Raw genomic sequence first — 26672 nt, forward strand, 5'->3', positions numbered from 1 at the left:
GCACTTTCAGGTCCGAACGGACCGCTGCGGCGAGGCGCTTTCGAACACGCGACGCCCGCCTTCGTTGCGTTCCTATGAGCGGTGGAACGCCCGGAACCGCATCATAGTAGCACAGGCAACGGTTTCGGTGTTAGGCGCCGGGCGCCGGGGACCGAATCCCGATACCTGACGCCCGCCACCCAACAGGTGCCATAATACGTTCCGGGAGGACACGGAATGAAATTCGCCGGATGGACACGAGAAGACTTCGCAGCGTTCCATATCACTGATTTCGATGAACGCATGGCGGTTCTTCGTGATCGGATCCAGCCGAAGTTGGACGCGCTTGGAATCGACCTGGTGGGACTGCTGCAAGCCGAAACCGGCACGGAGTGGTATCACCATGTTGCCAAACATATGCGGCGCAGCGTCAATTTGCCTTTGGACACGTGGGTAGCCCTGAACCGCGCGAAAAAGGGCTACAAGGCAACGGTCCACTTTGGGGTAGGTTTGAGCGCCCTGGGCGCGAACGCCTGCCTGGTAGTGAAGCAGGAGTGTGTGGAGCGGGAGTCATTCGCCGCCGGCATCGAGCGTGAGGTGGGCGTGATCTGCCCGCTCCTCGCCGCGTCCGGCAATCTCTACATCGGTGATGTCCCCAACGCCGCGGAAGAAGAGATGCTGCCTGCGAAATCAGCTGGCGTGGATGACTGGATAAAGCGGGCCGAGTGGCTCCGCAACCGTAAGATGTACGAGTTTGAGATGGGCTATCGGATCCCCGTCGAGGAAGCCTGCGCACTGGGCAGCGAATTGCCGCAGACTACCCTGAAGCTCATCCGGGAGATGCTCCCGCTATATCAGGCGGGCATATCAACCAGATAACCGGCAAAACGTCCGGCGCACATTCACCGAATCCGCGCTGAGCAGGCGGCCAGGCCAGTGTGCACATTTCCTGGACGAATGGTATAATACATCAGTAAATGCGCTTGCCGGGGCCGCTATCAAGGCGCCGGTTACGGCGAAAGAGAAGAGGTAGTCCATGGAGAAGAAGCGAGGGTTCACACTGATCGAACTGCTGGTGGTGATCGCAATTATCGCAATCCTGGCCGCCATCTTGTTCCCAGTGTTTGCCAAGGCCCGCGAACGGGCTAAGCGGATGAATTGCGCCAGCAATCTTAAGCAGATCGGCATCGCCGTGAACATGTACGCAACGGACAACGATGAGTTCGTCTACGCCCAGGTCTACAACAACTACTGGGGCGCCGGAGTCGGCACTTGCCCGGTGCCCGCCACGGGGTATCCTCAGCAATTCTGGGGCACCGTATACCTTCCGTATGTCAAGAGCGCGGAGATCTTCGCCTGCCCCGATGACGGGGCGAACGGCGAGCCCAAGGGATACCTTCAGAACACGAAAAAGTGGTCCGTAACAGGCATGTCGGAAGCTGCCAAACAGAGCAGTTATGCATATGTGGGCCTGAACATCTGGGATAAAAGCCTGGATGGCGTGTCGGCAATCTCCACCGTCGCCAACAAACCCGGTCCGTACCGCCGAAAGATCTCCCATCAGCAGAACGCGGACATCAACATTTCGGGTATGAAACTGAAGGATGCCCTCTGGCTTGCCGCGGACAAGGACTTTATCGGCACCGGCGGCCGCCTGGCCACGACGCACGGTCGAGGCACGGACCCCAACAACGCGCTCACCGGCGTCAGCAGCAACAGCCTTTACCTGGACAGTTCCGTACACTGGTCCTCCGACTGGCTGCACTGATTCAAGCGGGAGTTCACGCCGAGGAGGCCGCCCGATTGGGCGGCCTCTCTGTTTGCGGCGTTCGTATTCGAGGGGATTCGGGGCTATCCCAGAATCGCGGACACGCGGGTACAAAGAGCGTAGAGATCGGCAGGCGCCTCCTCCACTCCCGGTTGCGCGGCGAAGCCGGGCGCCGCTTGTGAAACGCTTCCCCCAACCAGCAGCACCGGCGCCGGACCCGCGAGGGCGGCCTTGGCCAGCCCGGCGGCAACAGCCTTCACGGCCGGGAGCCGGTCCTCGCCGGCTGCCGAAACGAGAACGACCTTCGATTCCAGTTGAATCGCGCTGTCCACGATGCCATCCGCCGGTACATCGACGCCGAGGAACGCAACGTTGTATCCCTCAGCGGCGAGGAAATCCGCCGCCATCTGCGCCGCGATACCGTTGAACTCACCCTCGACGCACGCGATGACGACCTCGCAGTTCCCGGCCTTGCGCAAGGGAACGCGCAGCGAGCCGACGTGGCCCATCAGTCTCTCCACGAAATGGTTGATCGTGTGCTCCTGTGCAACGGAAATCTCGCCCGCGGCCCGCATGCCGGCGACCTTGACCAGAACCGGAGCAAAAACGCGCGTGTATAGATCCTGCCATGGGAGGCCCTCACCCAGAGCCCGGTCCACGCTGGACCGAACCGCTTGATGGTCACCCAACAGCACATTCTGCTCAAATGCTGGTCGAACCTCATCCAGTATCGCAGTGCGGTCTGCCTCCGTGAGCTCCTGGCTCACCGGCGACAGTAATAACGCCCGGACCAGGTCCGGACTGACGATTCGGTAGAATACCCGTCGCCCATCCCTCTGCGCAACGACAAGGCCCAACTCTCGCAGGCGGGCGAGATGATTGGACACATTTGGTTGAGACAGCTTCGTCTCAATCACGACATCTCCAACAGATCGTGGGCCACCCTCCAGCGCTCGCAAGACTGCGGCGCGGGATCCTCCCACCATTTTTTCAAGCGTTCGCTCCAAGACTTTACTCCCTGCATTCCGCGACGGGCGAAGCCCCATTGCTCCGCCGTGACACACGCGGCTTATCATTGGCATTATATATCGTGGAATACCAATGAATAATAAGGAATATTCCGGGTTGCTGCCGGGTGTGAATCTTTTCTTGATTTCGCCGGGCCCGATGGCCGACCTTTTCTTTGACGAGACAACTCCGTCTTGAGGTCCATCGCTTCACGCCGCCTGTCTTGGCCTATAATCCGATAGGCTGTGATATGGCCGGCATCGACCGCGAAATGGGACTAATCACACACGGCGCGAACACCTGGGAGAAAGGCAGAGCACATGATCTACTTCAGCGCGTGGTACCGCAAAGAGACCGAAGGGGCTTCGCTGGACGCAAACTACCCCGACTGGGTCGTCTACGCCATCGACGAACCCGAAGCCCGGGAGAAGGTGCTCGAATGCGTGGGCCGGACGGAACCCGAACGCGGATTCAGCGTATTTCTGCAGCCGATTGAGGATGAAGACGCGGGGACCATCGCGTTTGCCACCGCGCGGCAAAGCGGGCAGGCTCTCTAGCCGAGGCGCGCGGGGCCTCCGCGGCGCCGCCGATTTCATCGTGGTGACTTTGCCGGATCACAACGCGCCCTCCGGGGTGTCTGTACCATCCGCCCGGGAAGGCTCGGGATGGTAGTCGCACTCCGACGCTGGCTTATCGGGCGCCCTATCGCCAGTGAGCGAGCGGGTGAAGAACGCCTCGGCAAGCTGCTTGCCCTGCCGATTTTCGCCTCCGATGCTCTCTCTTCGGTGGCCTACGCCACCGGCGAGATTATGGCGGCGCTCCTCCTGGCCGGTTCGAACAAGCTGTTCCTGACCTTCCCCATCAGCCTGGCCATCGTGGCTCTCCTCGCGATCGTGGCGACGTCCTACCGCCAAACCATCATCGCGTACCCCGGTGGAGGCGGCGCTTACATCGTTGCGCGCGACAACCTCGGCATCGTGGTCGCCCAGGTGGCAGGCGCGGCGCTGATGATCGACTACATCCTCACCGTGGCCGTGTCCGTATCCTCCGGAGTTGCCGCCATCGACTCGCTGTTCTTCGTCAAGTACGGCACCCACGTTAACGTGGTCATGGTATGTCTCGCCACGGTCGCTTTAGTGACAGTCATCAACCTGCGCGGCGTTCGGGAAAGCGGCGTTATCTTCGCGTTTCCAACGTATGCCTTCATCGCGATCGCGGTCATCTTGATCGGCACCGGGCTTTGGCAGTATTTCGGGCACACCCTCCAGGAGGCCCACCCCCAGGCGGCGTTCGCCGCAGCCCGGGTTGAAGGGCACGCAGACGAGAGAGTGAAGGACATGGGATTGTTTTTACTCCTCCATGCCTTCGCCTCAGGGTGTGCGGCTATGACCGGCGTGGAGGCAATATCCAACGGTGTGACCGCGTTCAAGGAACCGGCCGCCCGCAACGCCGCCAAGACCATGATCTGGATGGCCTCTATCCTCGCTTCGATTTTTCTGGGTCTGACTTTCCTTGCCGTGCACTGCAACGTTCTTCCGGAAGCGGCCATTGGATTCGGTAAGGAAACCACGATGTCGCAGATGGGGCGCACCATCCTCGGCACCGGCCCCCTTTACTGGTGGCTGCAGGTCGCCACCGCCCTGATCCTGGTGCTGGCCGCCAACACCAGTTTCGCCGGCTTCCCCCGTCTCGCCGCACTCATCGCAAGGGACAACTTTCTGCCGAAGCAATTGAGCAGCGTGGGCGATCGGTTGGTTTACGACCGCGGTATCATCAGCCTGGCGGTCCTTTCAGGCACGCTCATCTGGTGGCGCCGGGCCGATGTCCATCTCTTGATTCCTCTGTACGCCGTGGGCGTGTTCCTTTCCTTCACTATCTCCCAGACGGGCATGGTGCTTCGCTGGCGCCGTCTGCGTTCACCCGGTTGGCGCACGAAGGCATTTGTGAATGGCCTCGGCGCTGTCGCCACACTGATCGTGCTGAGTGTGATCGCGTACGTGAAGTTCCTGAGCGGCGCCTGGCTGGTTGTCCTCCTGATTCCGGTGCTGGTGCTGCTGTTCTTGCGAATACACGCCCACTACACGTCCGTCAAACAGCAATTGGCAGTTCTGCCGGCGTCGAGGTCTCTCAACAAGCCTCCTCCAAAGCACGTCGTTCTGGTGCTCGTGCCAGGCGTAACCAGGGGCGCCATTGAAGCCATTGACTACGCCCGCTCTCTGGCCGGCGATTGCCGCGCCATCCATATCGAAACGAACCCGGAGAATACACCCGCCTTCCGCGATGCCTGGCTGGAGAACTGCCCCGACGTGCCGTTGGTCATCCTGGAAGCGCCGTTTAGGACGGTCGTCGAGCCGCTCACCGCATACCTTGACGAGGTTCAACGCGAGACACCCAACACGCGGGTAACGGTCGTGGTTCCGGAGTTTGTCGCGCCGCGCTGGTGGCAGAACCTCCTTCATGGTCACACGGGTCTCGTCATCAAGCTGGCTATGCTCAACCGCAAAAACGTTGTCCTCACAAATGTCCGGTACCACCTGGAAGACGAGAAGGTCTCGCTGCAGGATATGCTGGACATGGATCACGACTATGTGGAGCATATGTGAGGGTTCAGGTGTCGCTGATCGGAATGTGTCGTTATATCCTCCCAACCAGCCCCGCGACCCGGCGCCCGCACGCGGTTTGTCTTGCTTTTCGCATACTGCGCAGGCATTATAAGTAGGTTGGATGCTTGATAGTGATGTATAGCTGGTGAGGCCCACGACACCTCGCAGCGGTGGAGTGGTTGGCATGATAATACCTTTGCGGCGCCTGATCGTTGGAAAGCCGCTGGAGAGCGCGCGGGCGGCGCACGAGAAAATACCGCCGATCCTGGCACTGCCGGTGTTCGCCTCGGACGCACTCTCGTCGGTGGCTTACGCAACCGGCGAGATCATGGCTGCCCTGCTGGTGGCCGGCCCGGCCTTGCTTCACCTCACGATCTGGATCAGCCTCGCGATCGTGGTCCTGCTCGCTATTGTGGCCACGTCCTATCGCCAGACGGTGCTGGCGTACCCCGGAGGGGGCGGCGCATACATCGTAGCGCGCGATAACCTCGGAGTCGTTCAGGCTCAGGTAGCCGGCGCCGCTTTGCTGGTGGACTACATCCTCACCGTCGCCGTCTCGATTTCATCCGGTGTCGCAGCCATCGAATCCCTGCTAAAGACGCAGTACGGATTTGAGGTGGCGGTTGTGCCGGCGTGTCTCGCATGCGTCGCTATCGTAACGCTGGTGAACCTCCGCGGCGTCAAGGAGAGCGCCAAGGCGTTTGCGCTGCCAACGTACGCATTCATCACCATCGTCTACATCCTGTGCGCCATCGGGCTGTATCACTTCTTCCACGGGACGCTGGGAGTTGCGCATGCGGGGAATGTGTTCGATGCGGCCCTGCCGGGCAGGGAAGGCCATTTCGACCAACCGGAGGCCCTGCAGGGGGTGGGGTTGTTCCTCATCCTCCACGCATTCGCCTCCGGATGTACGGCCCTCACGGGCGTCGAGGCAATCTCGAACGGCGTGACGGCATTCAAGCAGCCTGCTGCGCGAAACGCCGCCAAGACGATGACCTGGATGGCCGCCATCCTCGGCTCCATGTTCCTCGGGCTATCCTTCCTCGCAGTGCACGTGAACGCCCTGCCCGAGACCGTCGTGCCCACCGCGCTGAACAACGGCGGCGAAACGGTGCTGTCCCAGGTGGGCCGCGCCGTGCTGGGCGGCGGGCCGGTCGCAGACTTCCTCTACTTCTGGCTGCAGATTTCCACGGCGCTTATCCTGGTCCTCGCCGCCAACACCAGTTTCGCCGATTTCCCGCGCCTCAGCGCGCTGCAGGCGCACGACGGCTTCCTCCCGAAACAGCTCACGAACGTGGGAGACCGTCTCGTTTTCGATCGGGGAATCCTGACGCTTGGCATGTTCGCTTGCGCCCTCATCTGGAAGTTCCACGGGGACGTGCACAACCTGATCCCCCTCTATGCGGTTGGCGTCTTCCTGTCTTTCACCCTCTCCCAGGCCGGGATGGTCAAGCGATGGTTCCGACTGAAATCGCCGGGCTGGCACCTCAAAGCGGCCGTGAATGGCCTGGGCGCCATCGTGACCAGTGTGGTATTGCTGGTGTTCGGCGTCGTGAAATTCGCGGGCGGAGCGTGGATCGTCATTGTCTTGATACCCACGCTTGTGCTGATCTTCTTCCGCATCCACGCCCATTACGCGTCGGTAGACAGGGAAATGGCCGAGATCCTGCCGGACCTCGATGAATCGGCGCCACCCCAGCACGCCGTTCTCGTCCTCGTGCCGGGACCGACCCGAGGCGCCCTGCAAGCGGTGAACTATGCCCGCTCGCTGGCCGGAGACTGCCGCGGCATCCACATTGAACTCCACCCGGAGAGCACGCCGCACCTGCGCGACGTGTGGCTGAGCCATTGCGGATCGGTTCCGCTGGTGATCCTCGAAGCACCGTACCGCGACGTCGTCAGCCCGCTGATGGCTTATCTGGACGAAGTCCAGAAGGAGACGCCGCGAACACAAATCACCGTGGTCATCCCCGAATTCGTCTCGACCAGGTGGTGGCAGAACCTGCTGCACGGCCACACAGGGCTCGTCCTCAAGTTCGCGATGCTGGGACGGCAGAACGTCGTCGTCACGAACGTGCGCTACCACCTGAAAGACGAAAGGGTATCTCTGCGGGACATGTTTGACGTGGGCGACGAGTACGCGGGCCATATGTGAGCCGTGAACCGCGGAGCCTGATCGCCACCGAACGGCATCCCATGCCAGGCGCCTGCAAACCCCATACCGCACCCGCTTGCTTTTATGTTGGTTCGCGAGTAGGATGGGTTGGTTGACTCAAATTGGGGGGTTGCTGACGAGGTCCACGACACTTCGCAGCGGCGGAGTGGTACGAATGATGATACCTTTGCGGCGCCTTATCGTAGGGCGTCCGCTGGAAAGCGCCCGGGCAGCGCACGAAAAACTGCCCCCTTTGCTGGCGCTGCCGGTTTTCGCATCGGATGCGCTGTCTTCCGTGGCCTACGCCACGGGCGAGATCATGGCGGCACTGCTCCTTGCCGGCCCTCTGTACCTCCACATCACCATCCCGATCAGCGTCGCCATCGTGGTGCTCCTCGCGATCGTCGCTACTTCGTACCGGCAGACGGTGATGGCTTACCCCGGCGGCGGGGGCGCGTATATCGTGGCGCGCGACAACCTGGGAGTGGTTGCGGCGCAGACGGCGGGCGCCGCGCTGCTGATTGACTACATCCTCACGGTCGCGGTCTCGGTTTCCTCGGGTGTCGCGGCGATTGAGTCACTGCTGAAGACCCAACACCAGATAGCGGTGCCCGTGGTGCCGATCTGTCTCGCTTGCGTGGCGCTCATCACGATGGTGAACCTGCGAGGCGTGAAGGAGAGCGGCAAGGCGTTCGCCCTGCCCACGTACGCCTTCATCGTCATCGTGTACGTTCTGTGCGGACTGGGGCTGTACCAATACGCCCATGGGTCGCTGGCGCTTGCCCATTCGCCGGAGGTTTTCCGCAGCGCACTGCCTGCGCTCGACCGGAACCCAACCCAGGCGGCCGATTTCAAGATGCTGGGTCTTTTCCTCATCCTGCACGCCTTCGCCTCGGGGTGTACGGCGCTCACCGGCGTGGAGGCGATCTCGAACGGCGTGACGGCGTTCAAGCACCCCGCCGCCCCGAATGCCGCGAAGACCATGGTCTGGATGGCAGTCATCCTCGGTTCGATGTTCCTCGGCCTTTCCTTCCTCGCGGTCCATGTGAACGCCCTGCCCGAAACCGTCGTCCCCACGGCGGCGAACAACGGCGGCGAAACGGTGCTGTCCCAGGTGGGCCGCGCCGTGCTGGGGCCAGGGCACTTGGCGCACATCCTGTACTACTGGCTGCAGATTGCCACCGCCCTGATTCTCGTGCTGGCGGCGAATACCAGTTTCGCCGACTTCCCCCGTCTGGGCGCGCTTCACGCGAACGATGGCTTCCTGCCGAAGCAGTTGACCAACGTGGGAGACCGCCTGGTCTTTGACCGGGGCATCATCACCCTGGGTGTGCTTGCCTGCATCCTCATCGCTCACTTTCGCGGCGACGTACACAACCTGATCCCGCTGTACGCGGTGGGAGTATTCCTGTCGTTCACGCTCTCGCAGGCCGGCATGGTGAAGCGGTGGTTCCGACTTCGGTCCCCCGGGTGGCGGTGGAAGGCCATGGTAAACGGCCTCGGCGCGATCGTGACGTTCGTCGTGCTCCTGGTGTTTGGCGTGGTCAAGTTCGCGAGCGGCGCGTGGATCGTCGTTCTCCTGATCCCCATTTTGGTGGTGATATTCTTCCGGATCCACGCCCACTACGACTCCGTTGACCGGCAGATGGTGGTCATTCCGTCCGATCTGGAGGACACCACGCCGCCACAGCACGCGGTTCTGGTGCTTGTGCCAGGCGCCACACGGAGCGCTTTGCAGGCCGTCAAGTATGCCCGGTCTGTGGCGGGAGAATGCCGGGCAATCCACGTTGAGGTCCACCCGGAAAAAACGCCGAATCTCCGGAACTTCTGGATGAAACTGGGCGGTCAGGTGCCCCTCGTTATCCTCGAGTCGCCGTTCCGGGACGTGGTAGGACCCTTGATGGCGTATCTTGACGAAGTGCAAACGGAAACGCCAAACACGCAGATCACGGTCGTCATCCCGGAATTCGCAGCAGCCAGATGGTGGCAGAACCTGCTGCACGGACACACCGGCCTCGTGTTGAAATTCGCGTTACTGCGCCGAAAGAACGTCATCGTGACGAACGTACGCTATGAACTCGAAAACGAAAGCGTCGCGTTCCGCGAAATGTTCGACATCCACGAGGACTACGCCGGGCATCTGTGATGGCTGAGGGAGTGGGGCTGACGGCTCAGCCCTGCCCCCGCAACCCTTCCTCTTCGAATGCCGTTTCTTCGTCGTTCAACACCCAGCACGTCGTATGGCCCGGGGTTCCTTGCTCCACCGACATGATCACATAGGAGTAGCCCGGGAGGGTCTGCTGGGCGAAATGGAGGTCCGTCACGGACGGGCGCGCGGGGTGATCGGGGTGGGTATGGTAGAAACCGATGATGTCGATGCCCTCTGCGCGGCACTGCGCATCGATCGCCCGCATCTCATCGCCGGTCATGAAGAAGCGGTTCTGGCTTGACCCCTCGACTTCCAGGTCTTCGCGAAGGGCCTCCAGCGCCGCGCCGCCCGACTGCTCCGCAAGCCGGAACTGGTTGGCGCCTCGAAACAGGCGCGTAACGGTCTTCTCCCCGCGCGTATAAGTACCGGCCATCACGCCAACGACCTCGTGCGGATAGCCTGCCGCCCCGTGCGCACGCATCTCGGACATCAGGTTGTTTGGAACAGTAAGCATAGGACGAATGGAAATGGGTTCCTCATTTCCTCATTTTCCCCATTTCCCGATTTACCGTCTGCATCTCCTAGATGTGCCAGCCCCCCGGCGGGACTTCGCTCTCCCAGAAGCGCTCCGAAAGGTACCGGTCGCCGCCATCACACAGAACGCAAACAACGACGCCCTCGTTCAGAGTTGAGGCGATCTGCGTGGCGGCCAGAACGCCGGCGCCCGCGGATATGCCGACCAGGAGCCCTTCCTCACGCGCAAGCCGGCGGACCATGTCGTACGCGTCCTCGGTGTTGATTTCCATTTGTGCGTCGATGACGCTTGGGTCGTATATGGCCGGCACAAGCGCCGTCTCAAGGTGTTTGAGCCCTTCCAGCCCGTGGAAGGGTGAATCAGGCTGAACGGCGTGGATCCGAACGCCCGGATTGTAAACCTTCAAGCGGCGCCCCACGCCCATCACAGTACCGGTGGTGCCTAATCCGCTGACGAAATGTGTGACGCGCCCCCCGGTCTGCCGCCAGATCTCCGGACCGGTGCCGTCATAATGCGCGCGCCAGTTCGCCGGATTCGAATACTGGTCGGCATAGAAATAGCGTTCAGGGCTTTCGGCGCTGAGGCGCCTCGCCACCCGGATAGCGCCGTCCGATGACTCGGCGGGATCGGTCAGCAGGATCTCCGCTCCGTACGCTCGCAGGATGCGCTTGCGCTCCTGATTGGCATTCGAGGGCATGCACAGCGTGACAGGATACCCCAGGGCGGCGCCGAGCATCGCGAAAGCAATCCCGGTATTGCCGCTGGTGGCGTCGAGTATCGTCTTTCCCGGGTGGAGGAGGCCCAAGCGCTCACCTTCGCGGATCATATTGAGCGCGGGGCGATCCTTCACGCTGCCGCCGGGATTGAAATACTCCGCCTTGGCGAAGATCTCGACGCCGGGATACTCCCGATCGATGGCCCGCAACCGCAGGAGCGGGGTGTTGCCGATGTGGGACAGCACGTCCGCCTGGCGAGGAGCCACCGATGTGTCATCAAGCGCTTGCATGATTGTGGGGCGCCCGCGCGGGTCCGTGGGCGTAGATATCCAGCCTACTGCAATTCCTCATACCACGCCATCTGGATGGCCTCGAGCTTGGCCTCATTGGATCCTGCGGGATCGCCGCCAAACTCGGGAAGCTCCGCAACCCAGTCGCGCAGGTCCGTGAAGCGGACCTCCAGGGGATCGGTATCGGGATGCGCTTCTATAAGCGCCAGGGCTATATCTTCGCTGTCCGTCCAGTTCAGTTTCATACGTCTCCCCATGAAGGGTTTAGGGTATAGGGTTTAGGGGTCCGCATCCTAAACCCCATACCCTAGACCCTAAACCCTTTACCGCTGCGCTTGCGCCACTTTGCTGTGCTCGGCTTCCTCGAGCGTCTTCCCGGCGAGCGCTTCCCGGATCGTCGCATCCAGGATGCGCTCGGCAAACGGCCGGGTGACCTCGTTCAGGATCTCCGCCTTTTCGCGGATCTCGCGGAAGTCGTCGCGATGGATAATCTTCTGAAGAGCGTCGATGGCTTCCTCGATGCGGTCGGTTTCGCTCTCGGTGAGCAACTGGCTCCACTGGCGCAGCTGCTTTTGCGCGTGATGCATCGTCGCCTGCGCCTCCACACGGGTATCAACCAGGATACGCGCGCGGATATCCTCCTCGGCATACTCGAACGACTCCTCGACCATGCGATCGACTTCGCCTTCGGTGAGCCCGTAGGACGGATGGACGACGACGCCCGCCTTCTGGCCGGTGCGCTTCTCCTCAGCGTAAACCTGAAGGATGCCGTTGGCATCGAGCATGAAGTTCACCATCACAAGTGGAACGCCGGCCGGAAGCGGCGGGATGCCGCGCAGCTGGAACCGTCCCAGGCTTCGGCAGTCCGCCGCCAGTTCACGTTCACCCTGCAACACGTGGAGATCCACCGCGGTCTGATTATCCACGCCGGTGGTGAACTGCTGGGCGGCGGAGGTCGGGATCGTGGAATTGCGGTGAATGATCTTCTCCACCGCGCCACCCATGGTCTCGATGCCGAGGCTCAGCGGCGTCACATCCAGAAGCAGCACGTCCTGGCTTCCGCCGGACAGGATGTCCGCCTGGACGGCGGCGCCAACGGCTACGACTTCGTCCGGGTTCAGCTCAGTGTGCGGGGTGCGCTGGAACAGATCGGCGACCATATTGCGGACCAGCGGCATGCGCGTGCTGCCGCCCACCATCACCACCTCGTCCACCTGAAAGACGTCCAGCCCGGCATCGGCGAGGGCGCGACGGCACGGCTCCAGGGTGCGCTCGACGATGGGGCGGGCCAGGTCCTCCAGCTCGGCGCGAGTCAGCCGGCGCGTCCACGTGACGGACGGTTTCAGCGGGATCTCGATGATCAGCGCTTCGGCCTGGGACAACGCTACTTTGGCCTCTTCGGCGGCGAGGCGGACCGTCTCCAGACCCTCCGGCGCGTCCTGTAGACGCACGCGGTGCTCCTCTTCGACCTCGCCGAAAATGAGGGTCGCGATCAGCCGGTCTATGTCGTCGCCTCCCAGGTGGGTGTCCCCGGCTGTGGACTTGACCTCGAAGATGCCGTTCGAAAGGTGCAGGATCGAGATATCGAACGTGCCGCCGCCGAAATCGTAGACGGCGATCGTCGCTTCCTGCCGCCGATCCAGCCCATACGCGAGGCTCGCCGCGGTCGGTTCGTTTACCAGCCGAAGCACGTCAAGGCCCGCGATTCGCCCGGCATCCTTCGTGGCCTGTCGCTGCGCGTCGTTGAAATACGCCGGCACGGTGATCACAGCCTGCGTGACCTCCTCCTTGAGCGCCGCTTCCGCGCGCATCTTGAGCTCGCGCAGGATGAAAGCGGAGACCTCGGGTGGCGTCCACTCACGGCCGCCTGCCGTGATCTTGACCACGTTGCCGCCGCCGAGTTTATAGGGCAGCGTGGCCTGCTCGGGGGATGCGTCCTCCAGCGACTTTCCCATCAGGCGCTTGACGGAATACACCGTGTTCGCGGGGTCCTCGGTCTGGTACTTGCGGGCCGCCTTTCCCACCAACGCCATATCGGCGCCGAAATGCACCACCGATGGCACCATGGGCGAGTGGTCCGGGCCTTCAATGACGGCGGGCCCGGCAGGCGTCATGATCGCCACCAGGCTGTTCGTGGTACCAAGATCAATTCCAACGATGCGACTCAATGTCTGCTCCAATCGGTTCTTATCGATGCGGTTCTTCGCTGCGCACGGGATGCCGTGTGGCGCGGCGCCTGCCTAGTGTTCCCGGGACGGAGGTTTGCCCAGAAAGGCGGCGTCCACATCCTCGTTCACCCGCTGCAGGTACCGGCGTTCACCCAGCAGCGCGGCGAGACGGTCAACAACCGCCCGGCGCCCCGCCGTATCCCCGTCGGCCAACCCGTCCCACTCCTGGCTGAGCGTTTGCAGCCGCGTCTCAGTGGCTGCATAAGCATCTCGAAATGGCTTGGCGATCGAATGGACGTGCGCGCCCAGTTCCTCGGACGCCTCGCCTTCGATGATCGCCTGGCGAAGGTCACCCAGACTCTCCATCAAGTCGAGGATTTCCTCAAAAAGGTCCTGAGGCGGCTGCGCGGCGGCCGGCGAGCCGCCCTCCATTTCAACCAGGTAACGCGCGCGGTCCCAGGGGCTTTTCAGCGTCTTGTACGCGCGGTTGATCTGCGCGCTGGCTTCGAGGCTTGTGATCCGGGCTTTGGGCTCCGCGGTCGCGAACCGATCCGGGTGATAGCGCCGGCTGAGCGCGTAAAACGACTCCTCCAAGGCGCGGGCATCGAGGTCGAGGCGCTTCGGCACGCCGAGGACGGTGTAGAAATCCGTACCGGCGGGTATGGGTTCAAGCTCTCTCATGGCAAGATGTCGGGTACGCGGTCCTAAGGGCCCGCCCGGTATTCCTCCGGCGTGCAGCATGGGCGGACCGGCACAGCCCTCACCCAATGGTGAAAGACGTTCCGCAGCCGCAGGACTTGGATGCGTTCGGGTTGTCGAACTCGAAGCCGCCGCCCATCAGGTTGCCGCTCCACGTGAGCGTCGTTCCATTGATGTAGAGGAAAGACTTCTTGTCCACGATCACCTTGACGCCATCGACGTCGAACACGAGATCGTACTTTCCGACTTTCTCATCCAGGTCCAGGAAATACGTCAGGCCGGAGCAGCCGCCTCCGCGCACACCCATCCGCAGCCCCATTTGGAGGTTGCCGGGGTGCTTGCGAGCCAGCAGCTTCTTCGCCTGGGCGTTTGCCTGCGGCGTCATTTTGATGGCATCCGGCGGCACATCCGTCGTCGGCGCGGGTTTGATTGTCAACGTATCAACCATTTTTCGCCCCCGATGGAGTTGGGGAAAAGAGGCCATGGGGAAATGAGGGCTTGCTCAAACGATTTCCCAGTTTCCTCATTTCCCCATTTCCTCGTATCCTCGTCACCTTCCCTAGGCCGCGACAGCCTCGGTGGTCTGGCCGGCCTTGGCGGCGGCCTGCTTCTGCTGGAAATCGTGAAGCGCGGCCTTGATGGCGTCCTCCGCCAGCACGGAACAGTGGATCTTCACGGGCGGAAGCGCCAACTCCTCAACGATTGTGGTGTTCTTCAGGGCCAGGGCTTCGTCCACGCTCTTGCCCTTCACCCACTCCGTGGCCAGCGACGACGAGGCGATGGCGGAGCCACATCCGAAAGTCTTGAATTTGGCGTCCTCGATGATCTGCGTGATCGGGTTGATTTTGATCTGCAGTTTCATCACGTCGCCGCACTCCGGGGCGCCGACGATGCCGGTGCCAACCGTGGGGTCATTCTTATCCATCGCGCCTACATTGCGCGGATTGCTGTAGTGATCCAGAACCTTATCGCTGTATGCCATTGTCTATCTCCTTCAGGGCTGAGGAAAGAGGGCTGAGGGCTGAGATGGGGAGCAGAGCTCTCTCAGCCCTCTGCCCAAGCCCCTCAGCCCTTGCCATCAGTGTGCTGCCCACTGGACGCTCTTCAGGTCCACGCCCTCCTGGGCGAGTTCCCACAGCGGGCTCATTTCGCGAAGGCGATTCACGGTCTCCACGACCCGCTCGCCCACGTAGTCGATTTCTTCCTGTGTGTTGAACCGGCCGATGCCGAATCGGAGGCTGCTGTGCGCCAGGTCGTCACCCACCCCCAGCGCCTTGAGCACATAAGATGGTTCGAGGCTGGCGGATGTACACGCGCTGCCGCTCGACAGGGCCACTTCGTTCAGGCCCATCAACAGGCTTTCGCCTTCCACATAGGCGAACGACAGGTTCAGGTTGCCAGGGAGGCGCTTGTTCGGATGCCCATTCAGGTAGACGTCGTGAAGGTTCGACTGAATGTAAGAACGAAGACGTTCGCGCAGAGTCTGGCTGTGCTCGCGATCCTGCTCCATCTCGGCGCCCGCAAGCTCCATCGCCTTCCCGAACCCGGCGATACCGGCAACGTTCAGCGTTCCGCTGCGGAAACCCCGTTCGTGACCGCCGCCGTCCATCTGGGCGGTGAGGCGCACACGCGGACCCTTGCGCCGTACGTAAAGGGCTCCCACGCCCTTGGGACCGTAAATCTTGTGCGCGGTGAGGCTCGCAAGATCGATGTTGTCATCGTTTACGTTGAACGGGATCTTGCCCGCTCCCTGCACCGCGTCCGTATGAAAAAGCACACCGCGGGCTTTACACACGGCGCCGATTTCGCGGACCGGCTGAACGGTTCCGATCTCGTTGTTGGCCAGCATGATCGAGCAGAGGATCGTCTGATCCGTGATGGCTTCCGCAACCTGCTCCGGACGGACCAGGCCGGTCTCATCCACTTCGAGATAGGTCACATTGAAGCCCTGGTGCTCCAGGTGCTTGGCTGTGTCCAGAACGGCCTTATGTTCCGTCGTCTGGGTGATGATGTGGTTGCCCTTGTCGCGGTACATGTCGGCAACGCCCTTGATGGCCAGGTTATCGCCTTCGGTGGCGCCACTGGTAAACACGATCTCCTTGGGATCGGCGCCGATAATCGCGGCGATTCGTTCGCGGGCCTTGTCAACGGCAGCCTCCGCGTCCCATCCGAACGAATGATTGCGGCTGGCGGCATTCCCGTAAATCTCCGAGAAATACGGCAGCATCTCTTCCACTACCCGCGGGTCAACCCGCGTGGTCGCATTGTTATCCAGATAAATCGGCAGTTTCACCATCGTCATCTCCTGAGAGCCTCGTGGCACCCGGCGCCACGCCTCACCCGACACCCGTCATTTGAGCCTGAAAGGTCCCTATCGGCGCCACCTGATGCGTGTCCATGGTGGACAACACCAGGTCGTGCAACGTTGTTTCGCGCAGCACGTCCGCCATCCGCTTCTGGACGATGCCCAGAGGGCTTCGGATCGTACACGTGTCAAATTGAGTACACTGGTCCCGACCCTCCCGAAAGCATTGGACGAGAGCCGGGCGGCCATCCACAGCATCCATCACGTCGGTTACAGCGATGTCGGCCGGCTTCCGGGCCAGCCTGTAACCCCCGGTCGGCCCGGACGTCGACACAACGAGATGCCGGCGGGCCAACTGCTGCAGGATCTTCGCCAGCAGCTCCGGCGGGATCCGGTAGCGCTCCGCCAGGATCTTCGTGTTGATTGCACGGCCTTCGGGCTCAGCCGCGAGGCCGCACAATGCAATCAGGGCATAGTCTGTTTTCTTGGTCAGGCTGAACATATAACCCTCTGGCGGTTCGGATAAGTCCGACCGTTTTAGTCCTACTTAAATACATTGTACTGCGCGATGACAAGGTTGTCAACCGCCGGCTAGAGGTTGGGGGTTGCGGTGCATGGGGGTGGGAATTGCGTGTCTGCCCCCACCCCTTAACCCCGGGCCCCCAACCCCTACTATAATGAGGTCAACCATGGACCCAAACGAAGAGACACACGGCGCTCCGCCGGACGTTCCCGCGGAGGTATACCGGACACTGGACAGCCTGGAGGACCTGGCGGATTTCGCGCGGCAGCGATTCGGCCACGCTCTCAGCATCCCGCTGGATGAGTTCCACAGCCTCGTGGACCGCCTAAGGGCCAATCTGCCGGTGAACATCACCAAGGCCGAACACCTCGCCCTGCGCGCCCAGGAGACACTCGAGGAAGCGCGCGCCAAGTCGGCAACGACTGCCTCCGACGCTCAGCGCGAAATGGAACGGATCGCCGAGGACGCACAGAAACAGGCGGCGGCCCTGATCGCCGAAAGCCCCGAGGTCCGCTTCGCCAACGCCCAGAGCCGCGACATCATCGCGCAGGCGCAGCAGGCGGCCCTGAACGTCCGCCAGGACGTGGACGCGTACGCCCGCGAGACCATGGAACGCCTCGAGGAGTACGTGGCCAGACTGCAGAACCAGGTCCGCAGCGGCATCGTGGCGTTGGAGCGCGACAAGGCCAAGTAAATCCGGCTTCCCGCCGCATAGGCACTTCAAGCACGGCGATCTTCAGGCCATGACGGTCGGATGAAGGTTCTTCCCTGCCCGCGACTCCAACACCTTGAGACGCTGCCGCGCGTGCGCCTCACCCCATCTTCGCCGCGCAACCAACACCGGAGGTGTGAAGGATGTCTGTTCCCAGTGTATTCGTGATGTCAGCCATATCCGCAGCGCTCTTCGTCTCGCCCTCCGTCCGGGCGCAACCATCCACCGGCGTCGATGCGGCTTCATTGGTTCGATCGGCGGATTTCGTGGGAGTTGTTCTGGCGCAGGTTACGACCACGGACCTCGTCGCCGGCGAGCAAGGGGTTCAGCTCTACCGGGTGGACCCGATCAAGGGCCGCATCCCGAAGACGAACGGAACGCCGCCTTATCCGTGGGTGTCCGGCAAATCTACCAGGAACCCTTCCCGCCCCACCCAGTACGTTGCGAAGGGATACTACCTTGTCTTCCTACAGCGAGGAAGCGAACTCACCGGTAATCGCTGGCCCACGCTGGCTTGTTACCGTATCGAGTACCGCCCGGACGCCTCCGGCAGGATCGTCGGCCGGTTGGCCGGGCTTCCCCAACCTGCGGCGAACGCCGACCTCGCGACAGTGCGCGGTCTGCTGAAGCTCGTTATCGCGGGCGGACCGAGTGCCGCTGCCGCCGCAGTGAAGCTGAACGCGACCCTGGAATCCGCCGCGCTCGCTTCCCATCAGGAGCCCAAGACGCACGAGGAGCAGATAGCCCTCGCGAAGCCGTTGGCGGCATCCATCCGCGTCGGCACCCTGCGCAGCGACGTCGAGAAGGTGTTTCTCCAACAGGACGGCGGGTTATCCGGGCCGCGGGAGACGCGGTATTACATGGGATACGAGGTTATGGTCGCCGTGCCGTACGACCAGACCGGTGGCAACTGGAAGCCCACCAACCGGGTTACCGGGCCGCTGCGGGTTTACCGCAGCGGCATGGCATTTGATTGAGTGGAGGTGTACGGGGCTACCTGTATTCGGGCAGCATGCCGTTGACCACGGCGCGCCGGTAGGCGAGGGTCGCGTTGGTATCCCGCCCGGTCTGCCCCATCGTTCCGTCCTGCCACATGTACGGCTGGTTGGGGTAGTCGATGCCCATGGTTTCCCGCAGCTTAACAGCCCGGGCATGTGTGTCCGCAAACAGGGCGTTCATCCGCCCCATGTGGACATTGAAGGCGCCGAGGGTCGGCTTCTTATCGTAGTAGTACGGCCCGGACGGCGGGCCCAGGGCCCACTCCCCCAGATCGCCCCAGGAACCGCGAGACTCGATGATGAAGAGCGTGTTCGTCGGGTCCTTGATTTTCTGCAGCTTGCATGGCACGGCGGTGCCCCAGGTGAACTCGTGGAACACGGCGCCGTTGTAGGCGTACGAGCGGGGCCATTTGCCCGACGCATCCGGGAAGAACCGGCCCGGGTTTGACGGACATTGCAGCACTTCGGTGCTCTTCAGGAACGGCGCGATCGCGCTCTTCCAGTTATACGGCGATGCGTCGAGGCTGCCGCCGGTCCAGCCGGGATACGGGAACCGGTTCAGCGGGTAGCATTCGTCGTAGTCCTGCAGGTAGGAGTAGACGGCCACCCCGATCTGCTTCATGTTGCTCATGCAGGCCGTGGCGGTGGCACGCTCACGGGCCTTCGCAAAAACGGGAAAGAGAATTGCGGCCAGGATGGCGATGATGGCGATAACGACGAGCAGTTCGATCAATGTGAATCCGCGCGGACGTTTGTCCTTCATGATTTCTTGCACCCCCAATGAATGCTGTCGGTAACTGCACTGGTACGATCCGCCGGAACGGATGGTGCGCACGATGGTATGAACTATACCATAAGTATACCACTTGCCGGTTGCAGGGCGCCACATCGATCGATTCTAGGCGGACGGCCCGCCAGGCTCCGCATATTCTAAATCACCGCTCCCGGCGCATCTCGCACGGCAGGATGCGCAATTGGTCCCGGTATTTGGCTACGGTCCGGCGGGCGATCTTCACGCCGCGGCGCTCCAGTTCCTCGGCCACCTGGCCATCCTTCAGAGGGTTCTTCTTGTCCTCATGGCCGATGATGGTCGCCACCATATCGCGGACGGGCGCGGCGTCATCGAAGAACGCCTCAAACGTAACCGTCTCGCCGCTGGGCAACTGGATCAGCTTTCCCGCGGTCGCCCGGCACACCGTTGATTCGTGGATGCCGAGGACTTCCGCAACCTGTTTCTGCGTGTAGGGCTTCACAAAGCGGAGACCGTTCAGGACCATCGCGCGCTGATAGTGGACCACGTGGTCCGCGATGCGATGGAGCGTCTGCGCCCGCAGGTCAACCGCATAGGCGATGAGCCTGGCGCGGTCCACGAAATCTGCAACGTGCTTTTCCTGCGTGCCCAGAGACACTCCGCGCGCTCGCCGAATCCGCTGATACAGCGTTTCGTAGTACGGATCGAGTCCGAGGCGCACGTTGGTCAGGCCCGGACAGTCCACCCAGAGTTCGTCCCCGTTCGCCCGGACCACAACGTCCGGCTTCTCCAGCGGTTTTTTTCGGGGCGCGAGACGCTCGAACTCCGGCCTGTAGTCCTCCGCCGGGTACGGGCGCGTGTTTTCGCATATCCACGTCATCGCCGCGCGCACGTCATCCTCGCCCGACCCCGAAAGACGCGCCAGTTGCGCCACGTCCTTCCGCGCCAGCAGCATCCATGCGTCTTCATCCAGAAGGCGGAGCGCCAATTCCGGGGGATCGTCGGCGCGCATGGTTTGCAGGCGGAGGCACTCGCGGACGTCGCGGGCGGCGATGCCCGCCGGATCGAGGGACTGCACCCGGGCGAGGTGCTCCTCAAACTCCGGCACCGAGAGCGCGTGGCGGTCCGCCGCATCGAGGATGTCGTCACGGAAGTAGCCGTCGTCATCGAGGCCTTCGATAATGTCCAGGCCCACGGGCCAGTATCGCGGGCAGAACTGAGTTCGGAACTGCGACGTCAGGTGGTCCGTAAGGCTCGGAAGGTCCGCAAGCGTGCGATACGGGTCATACTCTTCGTCCATATCGACGGCGACACTTGGCTCCCAGTCGTCGTCGAGGCCGTCGGCTTCATCGGCTTCGGGCTCGGCTTCCTCCATCAGGAGCGCGGGGTTTTCCTGGAACTCGACTCGAAGGAAGGTCTCCAGCTCCAGCGCAGGCATCTGCAGCACCTTGCCGGCGAATATCTGCTCCGGAACGATGCGCGGCGTTTGCCGCATCTCGGTGCGCTGTGAGAACTCAAAATCCATACGATGCCTGTGTCAGAGAGTGCTCCGCGGCCTCACGTCCGAGGGTTGCGCGGGCGTGCCTTTGCGAATAGTATAACGCCTTAGGCTGCCCTCAGCCGACGCAGGTCCTCCACGCAGACGTCCAGTATGCGCGCCGCCTGTTCCTCATCGCCATCCGTTTCCTTGAGGACGGCCGCCAGGTGGTCGAGTTGGACCTGGCGCATCGTCCGGAAGCGTCCTGAAGGGCCGGTCGGCATGCCGATCGGCTCGTCGGGGAGCAGCAGGTCCTGCGCCTGAATGGTCTCGCCCATGCAGAGGATGACGGCGCGGTTCACGGCGTTCTCGAGTTCACGGATGTTGCCGGGCCATGGGTATTCCCGCATGGCTTTCAACGCGGTGTCGCTGAAGCCGGTGATATTGCGGCCGGCCTCGGCATTCGCGCGGTCCAGGAAGAAAGAGGCGTACTCCTCCATATCGTCACCACGCTCGCGCAGCGGCGGGAGGCTGATCGTCAGCACATTCAATCGATAGAGGAGATCGCTGCGGAACGCGCCTTCTTCAACGGCCTTGCCGAGGTCTTTGTTCGTTGCCGCCACGATGCGCACGTCGGAGCGTATCGTTTCGGCCCCGCCAAGGCGCTCGAATTCTTTTTCCTGCAGCACGCGCAGCAGTTTTATCTGCGTGGGCAGGCTGATGTCGCCGATTTCGTCCAGCAGAAGCGTTCCGCCGTTGGCCATCTCGAATCGGCCGATGCGCCGGTTGAGCGCGTTGGTGAAGGAGCCCTTCTCGTGGCCGAACAACTCGCTCTCCAGCAGCGTTTCGGGCAGCGCCGCGCAGGAGACCTTGATGAACGGCCCGTCCGCGCGCGGGGAAGCGTAGTGGATCGTGCGCGCCAGGTACTCCTTGCCCGTGCCCGTTTCACCAAGAATCAGGACGCTGGCGTTGCTGGGAGCGGCCCGGGCCGCCATCACGTACGCCTCCTGAACCGTCTTGCTGGAGCCGATCCGGTTGTCGAAATTGAAGCGCGTTTTGAGCTGCTGCCGAAGGTACTTATTGTCATCGAGGACGCGCGTGTGCTCCAGGGCAGCTTCCACGATGCGCTGGATCTCATCGATTTCAAACGGTTTCTGGACGAACGAATACGCGCCCATGCGGACCGCTTCCACGGCGAGCTTCAGGCTGGCATAGCCTGTGATCACGATAACGGGAGTTTCCGGCCGCGCGCTCTTGACCTTCCCCAGAAGGTCGATGCCCTTCATCCGCGGCATCGAGACGTCTGTGATGACCAGGTCCGGCTCTTCGGCCTGGGCCAGTTCCCAGCCCATTGCGCCGTCGGACGCCTCCACGACCTGATAGCCGAGCCCGTCCAGCAGGTCCACCAGCATGGACCGGAGCGCGGCTTCATCTTCAACTACGAGAATTTTGCGCATTATCTCAGGTGTCCGGGCTTCGGGTTTCCGGTGGGGCAGGCGTCTCTGCCAGCCGTGAATTCAATCCAAACCATCGCGGGCGCCTCAGCCCTCGGCCCCCAGCTATTCGTCGGTTCGAGCGGCGGGGAAGCACAGGGTAAACGTGCTGCCGGCGCCGGGTTGGGAATCGACGGTGATGTGTCCGCCGTGCTGGCCGACGATTCCGTAGGCTACGCTCAGGCCCAGGCCCGTGCCGAGCGTCCCTTTCGTGCTGAAAAACGGATCGAAAATGCGGCTCTGGACCTCTTCGGCAATCCCGACGCCGTTATCCGTCACCGAAACGAAGACCGAGCTCTCGCGCTCAAACGTCCGAATGGTAATGCTCCCGCCGTCCGGCATGGCGTCGACGGCGTTGAACAGGATGTTCGTGAGCACTTCCCGGAGTTTCACCGGGTGGCCTTCGATCAACGAGACCGGCTCCAGTTCGACCTCCACGTTCAGCGGCGTCCCGAACACCCGCGTCTCGTTCTCCCATTTGGGACGCGCCATCGCGATGGTGTCCTGCACCACCACGTTGAGGTTCACCGGCTCGAAGGGGCGATGAGGCTGGGTTCGCGTAAACTCCAGGATGCGCTCCACCGTTTCGGCGCCGTCCCGGGCCGCTTGCTCAATGTAGGATAGGCGCTTTCGCTGTTTGGGCTCATCGATGTCACGCAGCATCAACTGTGCGTGGCCCAGGATGCCTCCGAGGAGGTTGCTGAAGTCGTGAGCCACCCCGGCGCTGAGTTCGCCGAGCGCCTTCAGTTTTTCAGCCTGGACCATCCGCTCCTGGGTATGTTTGAGACGCTCGTACGCCGAAACGGAGTCGTTGTAAAGACGGGCATTCTGGATGGCGACGGCAGCCTGCCCGGCCAGAAACAGCAGGAGTTCCTGGCCGTGGGCCGTGAAACGATGGCTGCCCTGCGTATTTGTGGCGCTGAGGACGCCCAGCAGGTCCTCGCCGGTGCGGATGGGAACGCAAACGCCGGACCGAACGGCTTCGCGGCGCAGGAGGTGCATCGGTCCGTCGGTGCCGGAGTCATTCAACAACATCGGCTCGCCGGTGCCGGCGACGTATCCGGCGATCCCCTCGTCCGCCGGGACCTGAACGCCCTCAAGATCGTCACCCGACCAACCGGCAGCGGCGGCGATGGTGAAATTGCGGCCATCGTCGTCCAGGAGCATGATGCTCGCGCGGTCCGCCTGCACCAGTGCCCGGGCGGTCTGTACAACCTTGCGGAGAAGGACTTGGGAATCCAGGGTGGATGTGAGGGACTTGCCCACCTCGATGAGGGCCAGCAACTCGCGGTTCCGTTGTTCGAGATCAGGTGTTGGCATGGAGAGAGAGAACACTGGGCGGCCCAACGATTGAGATGCCATCGGTGGCAAAGGCCGCCCAATCGTGCGAGTCATAGGTCATCACGCTCGATACGCCATCGCAAAGCGCGGTGGCCGCGTGACGCGCATCATGAGCCCGTCGAACAGTCAACCCGTGCTCGGACGACAGCTGAAGCATCAGACTGGCCGCGCGGGAGCCATCACCGATTACGCTGAGGTTGGACGAAGGTTCCACAAGCCGTGAAATTGCCGCGGCGGCATCCTGTGGTGAATGCGGTGGCAAGGCACCCGCCCAAGTGAGAGCGGCGTAGACTTCGCTGAGAATGCTCGTCGTTGTGCAGCCCTGGATCTCGCCCCTCCGTGCGGCCTCGACGAGAGGCATGGCCTCGCTGTGGCGTGCGTCACCTTCCAGGAGTGCGGCAATCAACAACCCAGCATCGAAGAGCGTCGTATCACTGACCATAGACTGCGTCTTTCCAGCCAGCCGGAACGCTGCCGCCAAGAGTGATCAGGGGGCGCAGTTCTGTTTCAGGCAGGATGTCAACCGACCTGCCGTTCTCGAACACAACCTTGAGCGGAACGTGCTGCTCCAGCACCTCACGCAACAGGTCCTCGGCAGATCGCCCCTTCAGGTCAATCGAATCCAGTGTTCGTTCCGCTGTCGCCACTTGATGGTATCGCTTTCTCACTTTCCGCTCCACCTGTCAATCATATCATCCATCGCGCAAGATGTCATACTATGTAACCTTGGCGCGCGCTCAATGGTAAGGAAAGAGTCAGAACACGCGTGGCGCCCGGGGCGCGCCGGAAAGAGAGTAATATGGACCTGACGTCCAAAGCGGCACCACTCCTTCAATCACTCGTCGGCCAAAGAGTCACGATTTATACCAGCGGAGGCGCCCAGGACTCCAGCGACACCGGCATGCTGGACAGCTACGACGCCGATTTCGTACGCCTTCGCACGGACAAGGGCACGTATTTTTACTTCGGCATCGCGCGCATCCGTCTCATCAAGCCGGCTTAGGACGTTGCGGCGCCTCAATCACCCTGCCATCCTTCGCCGGCAGATCCACCGTGACCGCGCGGCCATCCCCCAGGCGGATCACGGCGGCTTTGGGCTCGTCTCCGTTATTCACGGCGATGATGATGGGCGGCCCGTCTGGGCGTCCGAACACCGCCGTGTGAACCCCTGCCGTCTCGCTGCGGCACGGGATATCCGCGCCTAGCCATTGAACGATCGCCAGCGCCAATTGCGGCGTGGCATCGCAGCCCATCACGGTCACACTACCATCACCAACCTTCCTCTGGAATCCGATGGTGTAGGCTCGGCCAGTCTCGGCCACCAGCTGCAACTTCTCCTCTTCGCCACCGAGGAGCGCGGGCGGCCGCTGTAAGGCGACGAGGGGGGTCGCATCCTCCACATCCCACTCCCACAGCGCGCCGGTGATCTTGGCCTTCTGGTCTCCAAGCGTCAGGTCGGCCACCTTGCCCATCCATGTGGCCCCGGCTGGCTGCCCGATGCCGAGGGGGTCGTAAGGGTTCCCGAACTCGTCCTCGCGTGGGTAATTCTTGAAGCACACGAGGTGGCGGCCGGGAGCGCCCAGCACCCATTCCCGCAGCGCTTCGCCGTGCGCCCGCGGCAGCCAGTGGTGGCCGGAGTAGAAGCAGACGTCGCCGCTGGAGCCGTCAGGCTGCGGGCCGTCGAGGTCGAAAAACCGGTAGTTGAGATCGGCGTCGTATAGCGCGTTCAAGGCGGGATCGTTTTCGGCGGGTTTGCCGTCCACATAGTGCGCGGTGCTGAAGGCAACCCGGAGATTCGTCGCCGGCTCCGGGAGTGAATCGAAACCGTATTGCTTCACGACATCAATCACCGACTTGAACGCGTCGAACAGCGCGTGCCGCTTGCCCCCCAGCGCGTTGATGGGGCTGTCCTGCCAGTTGTCGCGCTCGGCGATCATATACCAGTTCCAGCCCTTGGCGCCCGCCGCCAGCGCCGAGAGCGCGGCCAGGCGGTAGTTTCGCCCCGTGAGCGCGCCGGCATAGTGATGATGACCGTGCCAGCAGCCGCTCTCGAATTCCGCGATGTACGGGAGGTGGCTGATCGCGGCGTTGGTGCGCACCTTTTCCATAAAGCGCCGGTGCTCGCTCGGCTCCGCCCGGAACTCGTTGGCGGGATAGGTGTCCAGCCCGATGAAGTCGCCCGCGGAGTGCATGCTTCGCCAGTGGTGCTCGCCCACGCCGGGGAACATGTTGATGAGCATCGGCACTTCAACGCCCAGCGATTTGTACGTGTCCGAGGCCCAGTGCGCGTACTCCTCGATGTAATCCCATTTCCACGCGATGAGGTCCAGCCAGCGGCGGCGCCACTTCGGATTCTCCCCCATCGGGCTGCACCACGCTCGCGCCTTCTCAAGTGACCGGTAATCGGTACCCCACGCTTCGTTCAAGGCGTCCACGGCACCGTAGCGCTTCGCCAGCCATTCCTGGAAGATGCCCGGCTCGCCGGCCAGGCCCAGCTGGGTTTCGTAATGAGGGATGGTCGGATCGATCTCGTTGTCCGCCTGCCAGACGATGATCGGCCCGCCCTTTGTCGCCTGAAACGGCGCGGCGGCTTCGGTGACGGCGGCCATGTATTCGCGCGCCATCTCCTGGAACCTTGGGTGCAGGCGGTGGTATGGCACGGCGCGGTCCGCGATGCCCATATTCCGCGTCTCGGCGTAGATATATGGCCCCGGGCGGAACAGGACCCAAAGGTCCATCTCGGCGCAGAGTTCGAGGAAGCCGACCATATCGCGTTGCGGCGCGGTCCTGCCCGTGAAATCGTAGTCGCCCGGGCGGCGTTCGGCGTCGCCCCACTGGACGTACGTGGCGATGCCTGCCAGCCCCATGTCTTTCACCGACTGGAGGACTGGGCGCCAGTTCTCGCGGAATATGCGCCAGAAGTGTACCTCGCCGCTGAAAAGCGGGATGCGCCGGTCACCGACATATATGGCATTGTCATGCAGGGTCACTTGGGACATGTC

Annotated in this window: 26 protein-coding genes; 9 read left to right on the forward strand and 17 right to left on the reverse strand. The window is 62.4% G+C overall.

The genetic code is table 11. The features are described 5' to 3' along the window. The first annotated feature begins 216 nt into the window (after nt 1–216). Both VGM51_00540 and VGM51_00545 read left to right on the forward strand, forming a co-directional pair. Entirely contained in the window at nt 217–858 is a 642-nt protein-coding gene (locus VGM51_00540) for a DUF1054 family protein (GenBank protein HEY3411520.1), read from the forward strand. Nucleotides 859–1015: 157 nt separating this feature from the next. Next, nucleotides 1016–1747: a prepilin-type N-terminal cleavage/methylation domain-containing protein gene (locus VGM51_00545; GenBank protein HEY3411521.1), complete on the forward strand. Its 732-nt coding sequence runs from the start codon at nt 1016–1018 to the stop codon at nt 1745–1747. Nucleotides 1748–1830: 83 nt separating this feature from the next. On the opposite strand, the gene VGM51_00550 is transcribed toward VGM51_00545, so the two are convergent. Beyond that, nucleotides 1831–2829, reverse strand: coding sequence for a metalloregulator ArsR/SmtB family transcription factor (locus tag VGM51_00550; protein HEY3411522.1), 999 nt, complete (start codon nt 2827–2829; stop codon nt 1831–1833). Between the two features lie 246 nt (nt 2830–3075). Between VGM51_00550 and VGM51_00555 the strand changes: the two genes are divergently transcribed. From VGM51_00555 to VGM51_00570, 4 genes are all read left to right on the forward strand, one after another. Beyond that, nucleotides 3076–3312: a hypothetical protein gene (locus VGM51_00555; protein ID HEY3411523.1), complete on the forward strand. Its 237-nt coding sequence runs from the start codon at nt 3076–3078 to the stop codon at nt 3310–3312. Between the two features lie 108 nt (nt 3313–3420). Further along, a complete protein-coding gene (locus VGM51_00560; GenBank protein ID HEY3411524.1) occupies nt 3421–5358 on the forward strand; it encodes an APC family permease in 1938 nt (645 codons plus the stop codon). A 184-nt stretch (nt 5359–5542) separates the two neighbouring features. After that, complete coding sequence (locus tag VGM51_00565) at nt 5543–7513, forward strand: APC family permease (GenBank protein ID HEY3411525.1); 1971 nt, start codon at nt 5543–5545, stop codon at nt 7511–7513. Nucleotides 7514–7688: 175 nt separating this feature from the next. Continuing rightward, the gene (locus VGM51_00570) at nt 7689–9659 is read left to right on the forward strand and encodes an APC family permease (protein ID HEY3411526.1); all 1971 of its coding nucleotides are present in this window, start codon (nt 7689–7691) and stop codon (nt 9657–9659) included. Nucleotides 9660–9684: 25 nt separating this feature from the next. Here VGM51_00570 and VGM51_00575 read toward each other — a convergent pair whose 3' ends face one another. The 9 genes from VGM51_00575 to VGM51_00615 form a co-directional block, all read right to left on the reverse strand. Continuing rightward, a complete protein-coding gene (locus tag VGM51_00575; protein HEY3411527.1) occupies nt 9685–10176 on the reverse strand; it encodes a M67 family metallopeptidase in 492 nt (163 codons plus the stop codon). 67 nt (nt 10177–10243) lie between these two features. Beyond that, nucleotides 10244–11179 carry a cysteine synthase family protein gene (locus tag VGM51_00580; protein ID HEY3411528.1) on the reverse strand — a complete coding sequence of 312 codons (936 nt, stop codon included), beginning with the start codon at nt 11177–11179 and terminating at the stop codon, nt 10244–10246. A gap of 68 nt (nt 11180–11247) precedes the next feature. Then, nucleotides 11248–11448 carry a Fe-S cluster assembly protein IscX gene (iscX, locus tag VGM51_00585; GenBank protein HEY3411529.1) on the reverse strand — a complete coding sequence of 67 codons (201 nt, stop codon included), beginning with the start codon at nt 11446–11448 and terminating at the stop codon, nt 11248–11250. A gap of 78 nt (nt 11449–11526) precedes the next feature. Further along, entirely contained in the window at nt 11527–13371 is a 1845-nt protein-coding gene (gene hscA, locus VGM51_00590; protein ID HEY3411530.1) for a Fe-S protein assembly chaperone HscA, read from the reverse strand. Between the two features lie 72 nt (nt 13372–13443). Then, nucleotides 13444–14052, reverse strand: coding sequence for a Fe-S protein assembly co-chaperone HscB (hscB, locus tag VGM51_00595; GenBank protein ID HEY3411531.1), 609 nt, complete (start codon nt 14050–14052; stop codon nt 13444–13446). Nucleotides 14053–14131: 79 nt separating this feature from the next. After that, the gene (locus VGM51_00600; protein HEY3411532.1) at nt 14132–14518 is read right to left on the reverse strand and encodes an iron-sulfur cluster assembly accessory protein; all 387 of its coding nucleotides are present in this window, start codon (nt 14516–14518) and stop codon (nt 14132–14134) included. A 111-nt stretch (nt 14519–14629) separates the two neighbouring features. Next, nucleotides 14630–15052 (reverse strand): Fe-S cluster assembly scaffold IscU, encoded by a 423-nt coding sequence (gene iscU / locus VGM51_00605; protein HEY3411533.1) that lies wholly within the window; start codon nt 15050–15052, stop codon nt 14630–14632. A 96-nt stretch (nt 15053–15148) separates the two neighbouring features. Beyond that, nucleotides 15149–16366: an IscS subfamily cysteine desulfurase gene (locus VGM51_00610; protein HEY3411534.1), complete on the reverse strand. Its 1218-nt coding sequence runs from the start codon at nt 16364–16366 to the stop codon at nt 15149–15151. A gap of 40 nt (nt 16367–16406) precedes the next feature. Further along, entirely contained in the window at nt 16407–16877 is a 471-nt protein-coding gene (locus VGM51_00615) for an Rrf2 family transcriptional regulator (protein HEY3411535.1), read from the reverse strand. Between the two features lie 187 nt (nt 16878–17064). Here VGM51_00615 and VGM51_00620 point away from each other — a divergent pair, with 187 nt between their 5' ends. Together VGM51_00620 and VGM51_00625 are read left to right on the forward strand one after the other, a co-directional pair. Next, nucleotides 17065–17592 carry a hypothetical protein gene (locus VGM51_00620; GenBank protein HEY3411536.1) on the forward strand — a complete coding sequence of 176 codons (528 nt, stop codon included), beginning with the start codon at nt 17065–17067 and terminating at the stop codon, nt 17590–17592. 161 nt (nt 17593–17753) lie between these two features. Next, nucleotides 17754–18587: a hypothetical protein gene (locus VGM51_00625; GenBank protein ID HEY3411537.1), complete on the forward strand. Its 834-nt coding sequence runs from the start codon at nt 17754–17756 to the stop codon at nt 18585–18587. Between the two features lie 16 nt (nt 18588–18603). Here VGM51_00625 and VGM51_00630 read toward each other — a convergent pair whose 3' ends face one another. From VGM51_00630 to VGM51_00655, 6 genes are all read right to left on the reverse strand, one after another. Continuing rightward, entirely contained in the window at nt 18604–19371 is a 768-nt protein-coding gene (locus VGM51_00630; protein ID HEY3411538.1) for a prepilin-type N-terminal cleavage/methylation domain-containing protein, read from the reverse strand. A gap of 172 nt (nt 19372–19543) precedes the next feature. Next, complete coding sequence (locus VGM51_00635; protein HEY3411539.1) at nt 19544–20884, reverse strand: hypothetical protein; 1341 nt, start codon at nt 20882–20884, stop codon at nt 19544–19546. Between the two features lie 80 nt (nt 20885–20964). Continuing rightward, entirely contained in the window at nt 20965–22293 is a 1329-nt protein-coding gene (locus VGM51_00640; GenBank protein ID HEY3411540.1) for a sigma-54 dependent transcriptional regulator, read from the reverse strand. Between the two features lie 102 nt (nt 22294–22395). Further along, a complete protein-coding gene (locus VGM51_00645; protein HEY3411541.1) occupies nt 22396–23649 on the reverse strand; it encodes an ATP-binding protein in 1254 nt (417 codons plus the stop codon). Beyond that, nucleotides 23636–24112 carry a type II toxin-antitoxin system VapC family toxin gene (locus VGM51_00650; GenBank protein ID HEY3411542.1) on the reverse strand — a complete coding sequence of 159 codons (477 nt, stop codon included), beginning with the start codon at nt 24110–24112 and terminating at the stop codon, nt 23636–23638. Before VGM51_00650 ends, VGM51_00645 begins: the two co-directional genes overlap by 14 nt. Next, entirely contained in the window at nt 24102–24338 is a 237-nt protein-coding gene (locus VGM51_00655; protein HEY3411543.1) for a hypothetical protein, read from the reverse strand. Before VGM51_00655 ends, VGM51_00650 begins: the two co-directional genes overlap by 11 nt. Before the next feature lie 131 nt (nt 24339–24469). Here VGM51_00655 and VGM51_00660 point away from each other — a divergent pair, with 131 nt between their 5' ends. Further along, complete coding sequence (locus VGM51_00660; GenBank protein HEY3411544.1) at nt 24470–24673, forward strand: hypothetical protein; 204 nt, start codon at nt 24470–24472, stop codon at nt 24671–24673. On the opposite strand, the gene VGM51_00665 is transcribed toward VGM51_00660, so the two are convergent. Then, complete coding sequence (locus tag VGM51_00665; protein HEY3411545.1) at nt 24660–26669, reverse strand: beta-galactosidase; 2010 nt, start codon at nt 26667–26669, stop codon at nt 24660–24662. The two genes, VGM51_00660 and VGM51_00665, sit on opposite strands and share 14 nt — an antisense overlap. Nucleotides 26670–26672: the final 3 nt, after the last annotated feature.

Source organism: Armatimonadota bacterium (assembly GCA_036504095.1).
Lineage (GTDB): Bacteria > Armatimonadota > DTGP01 > JAKQQT01 > JAKQQT01 > DASXUL01.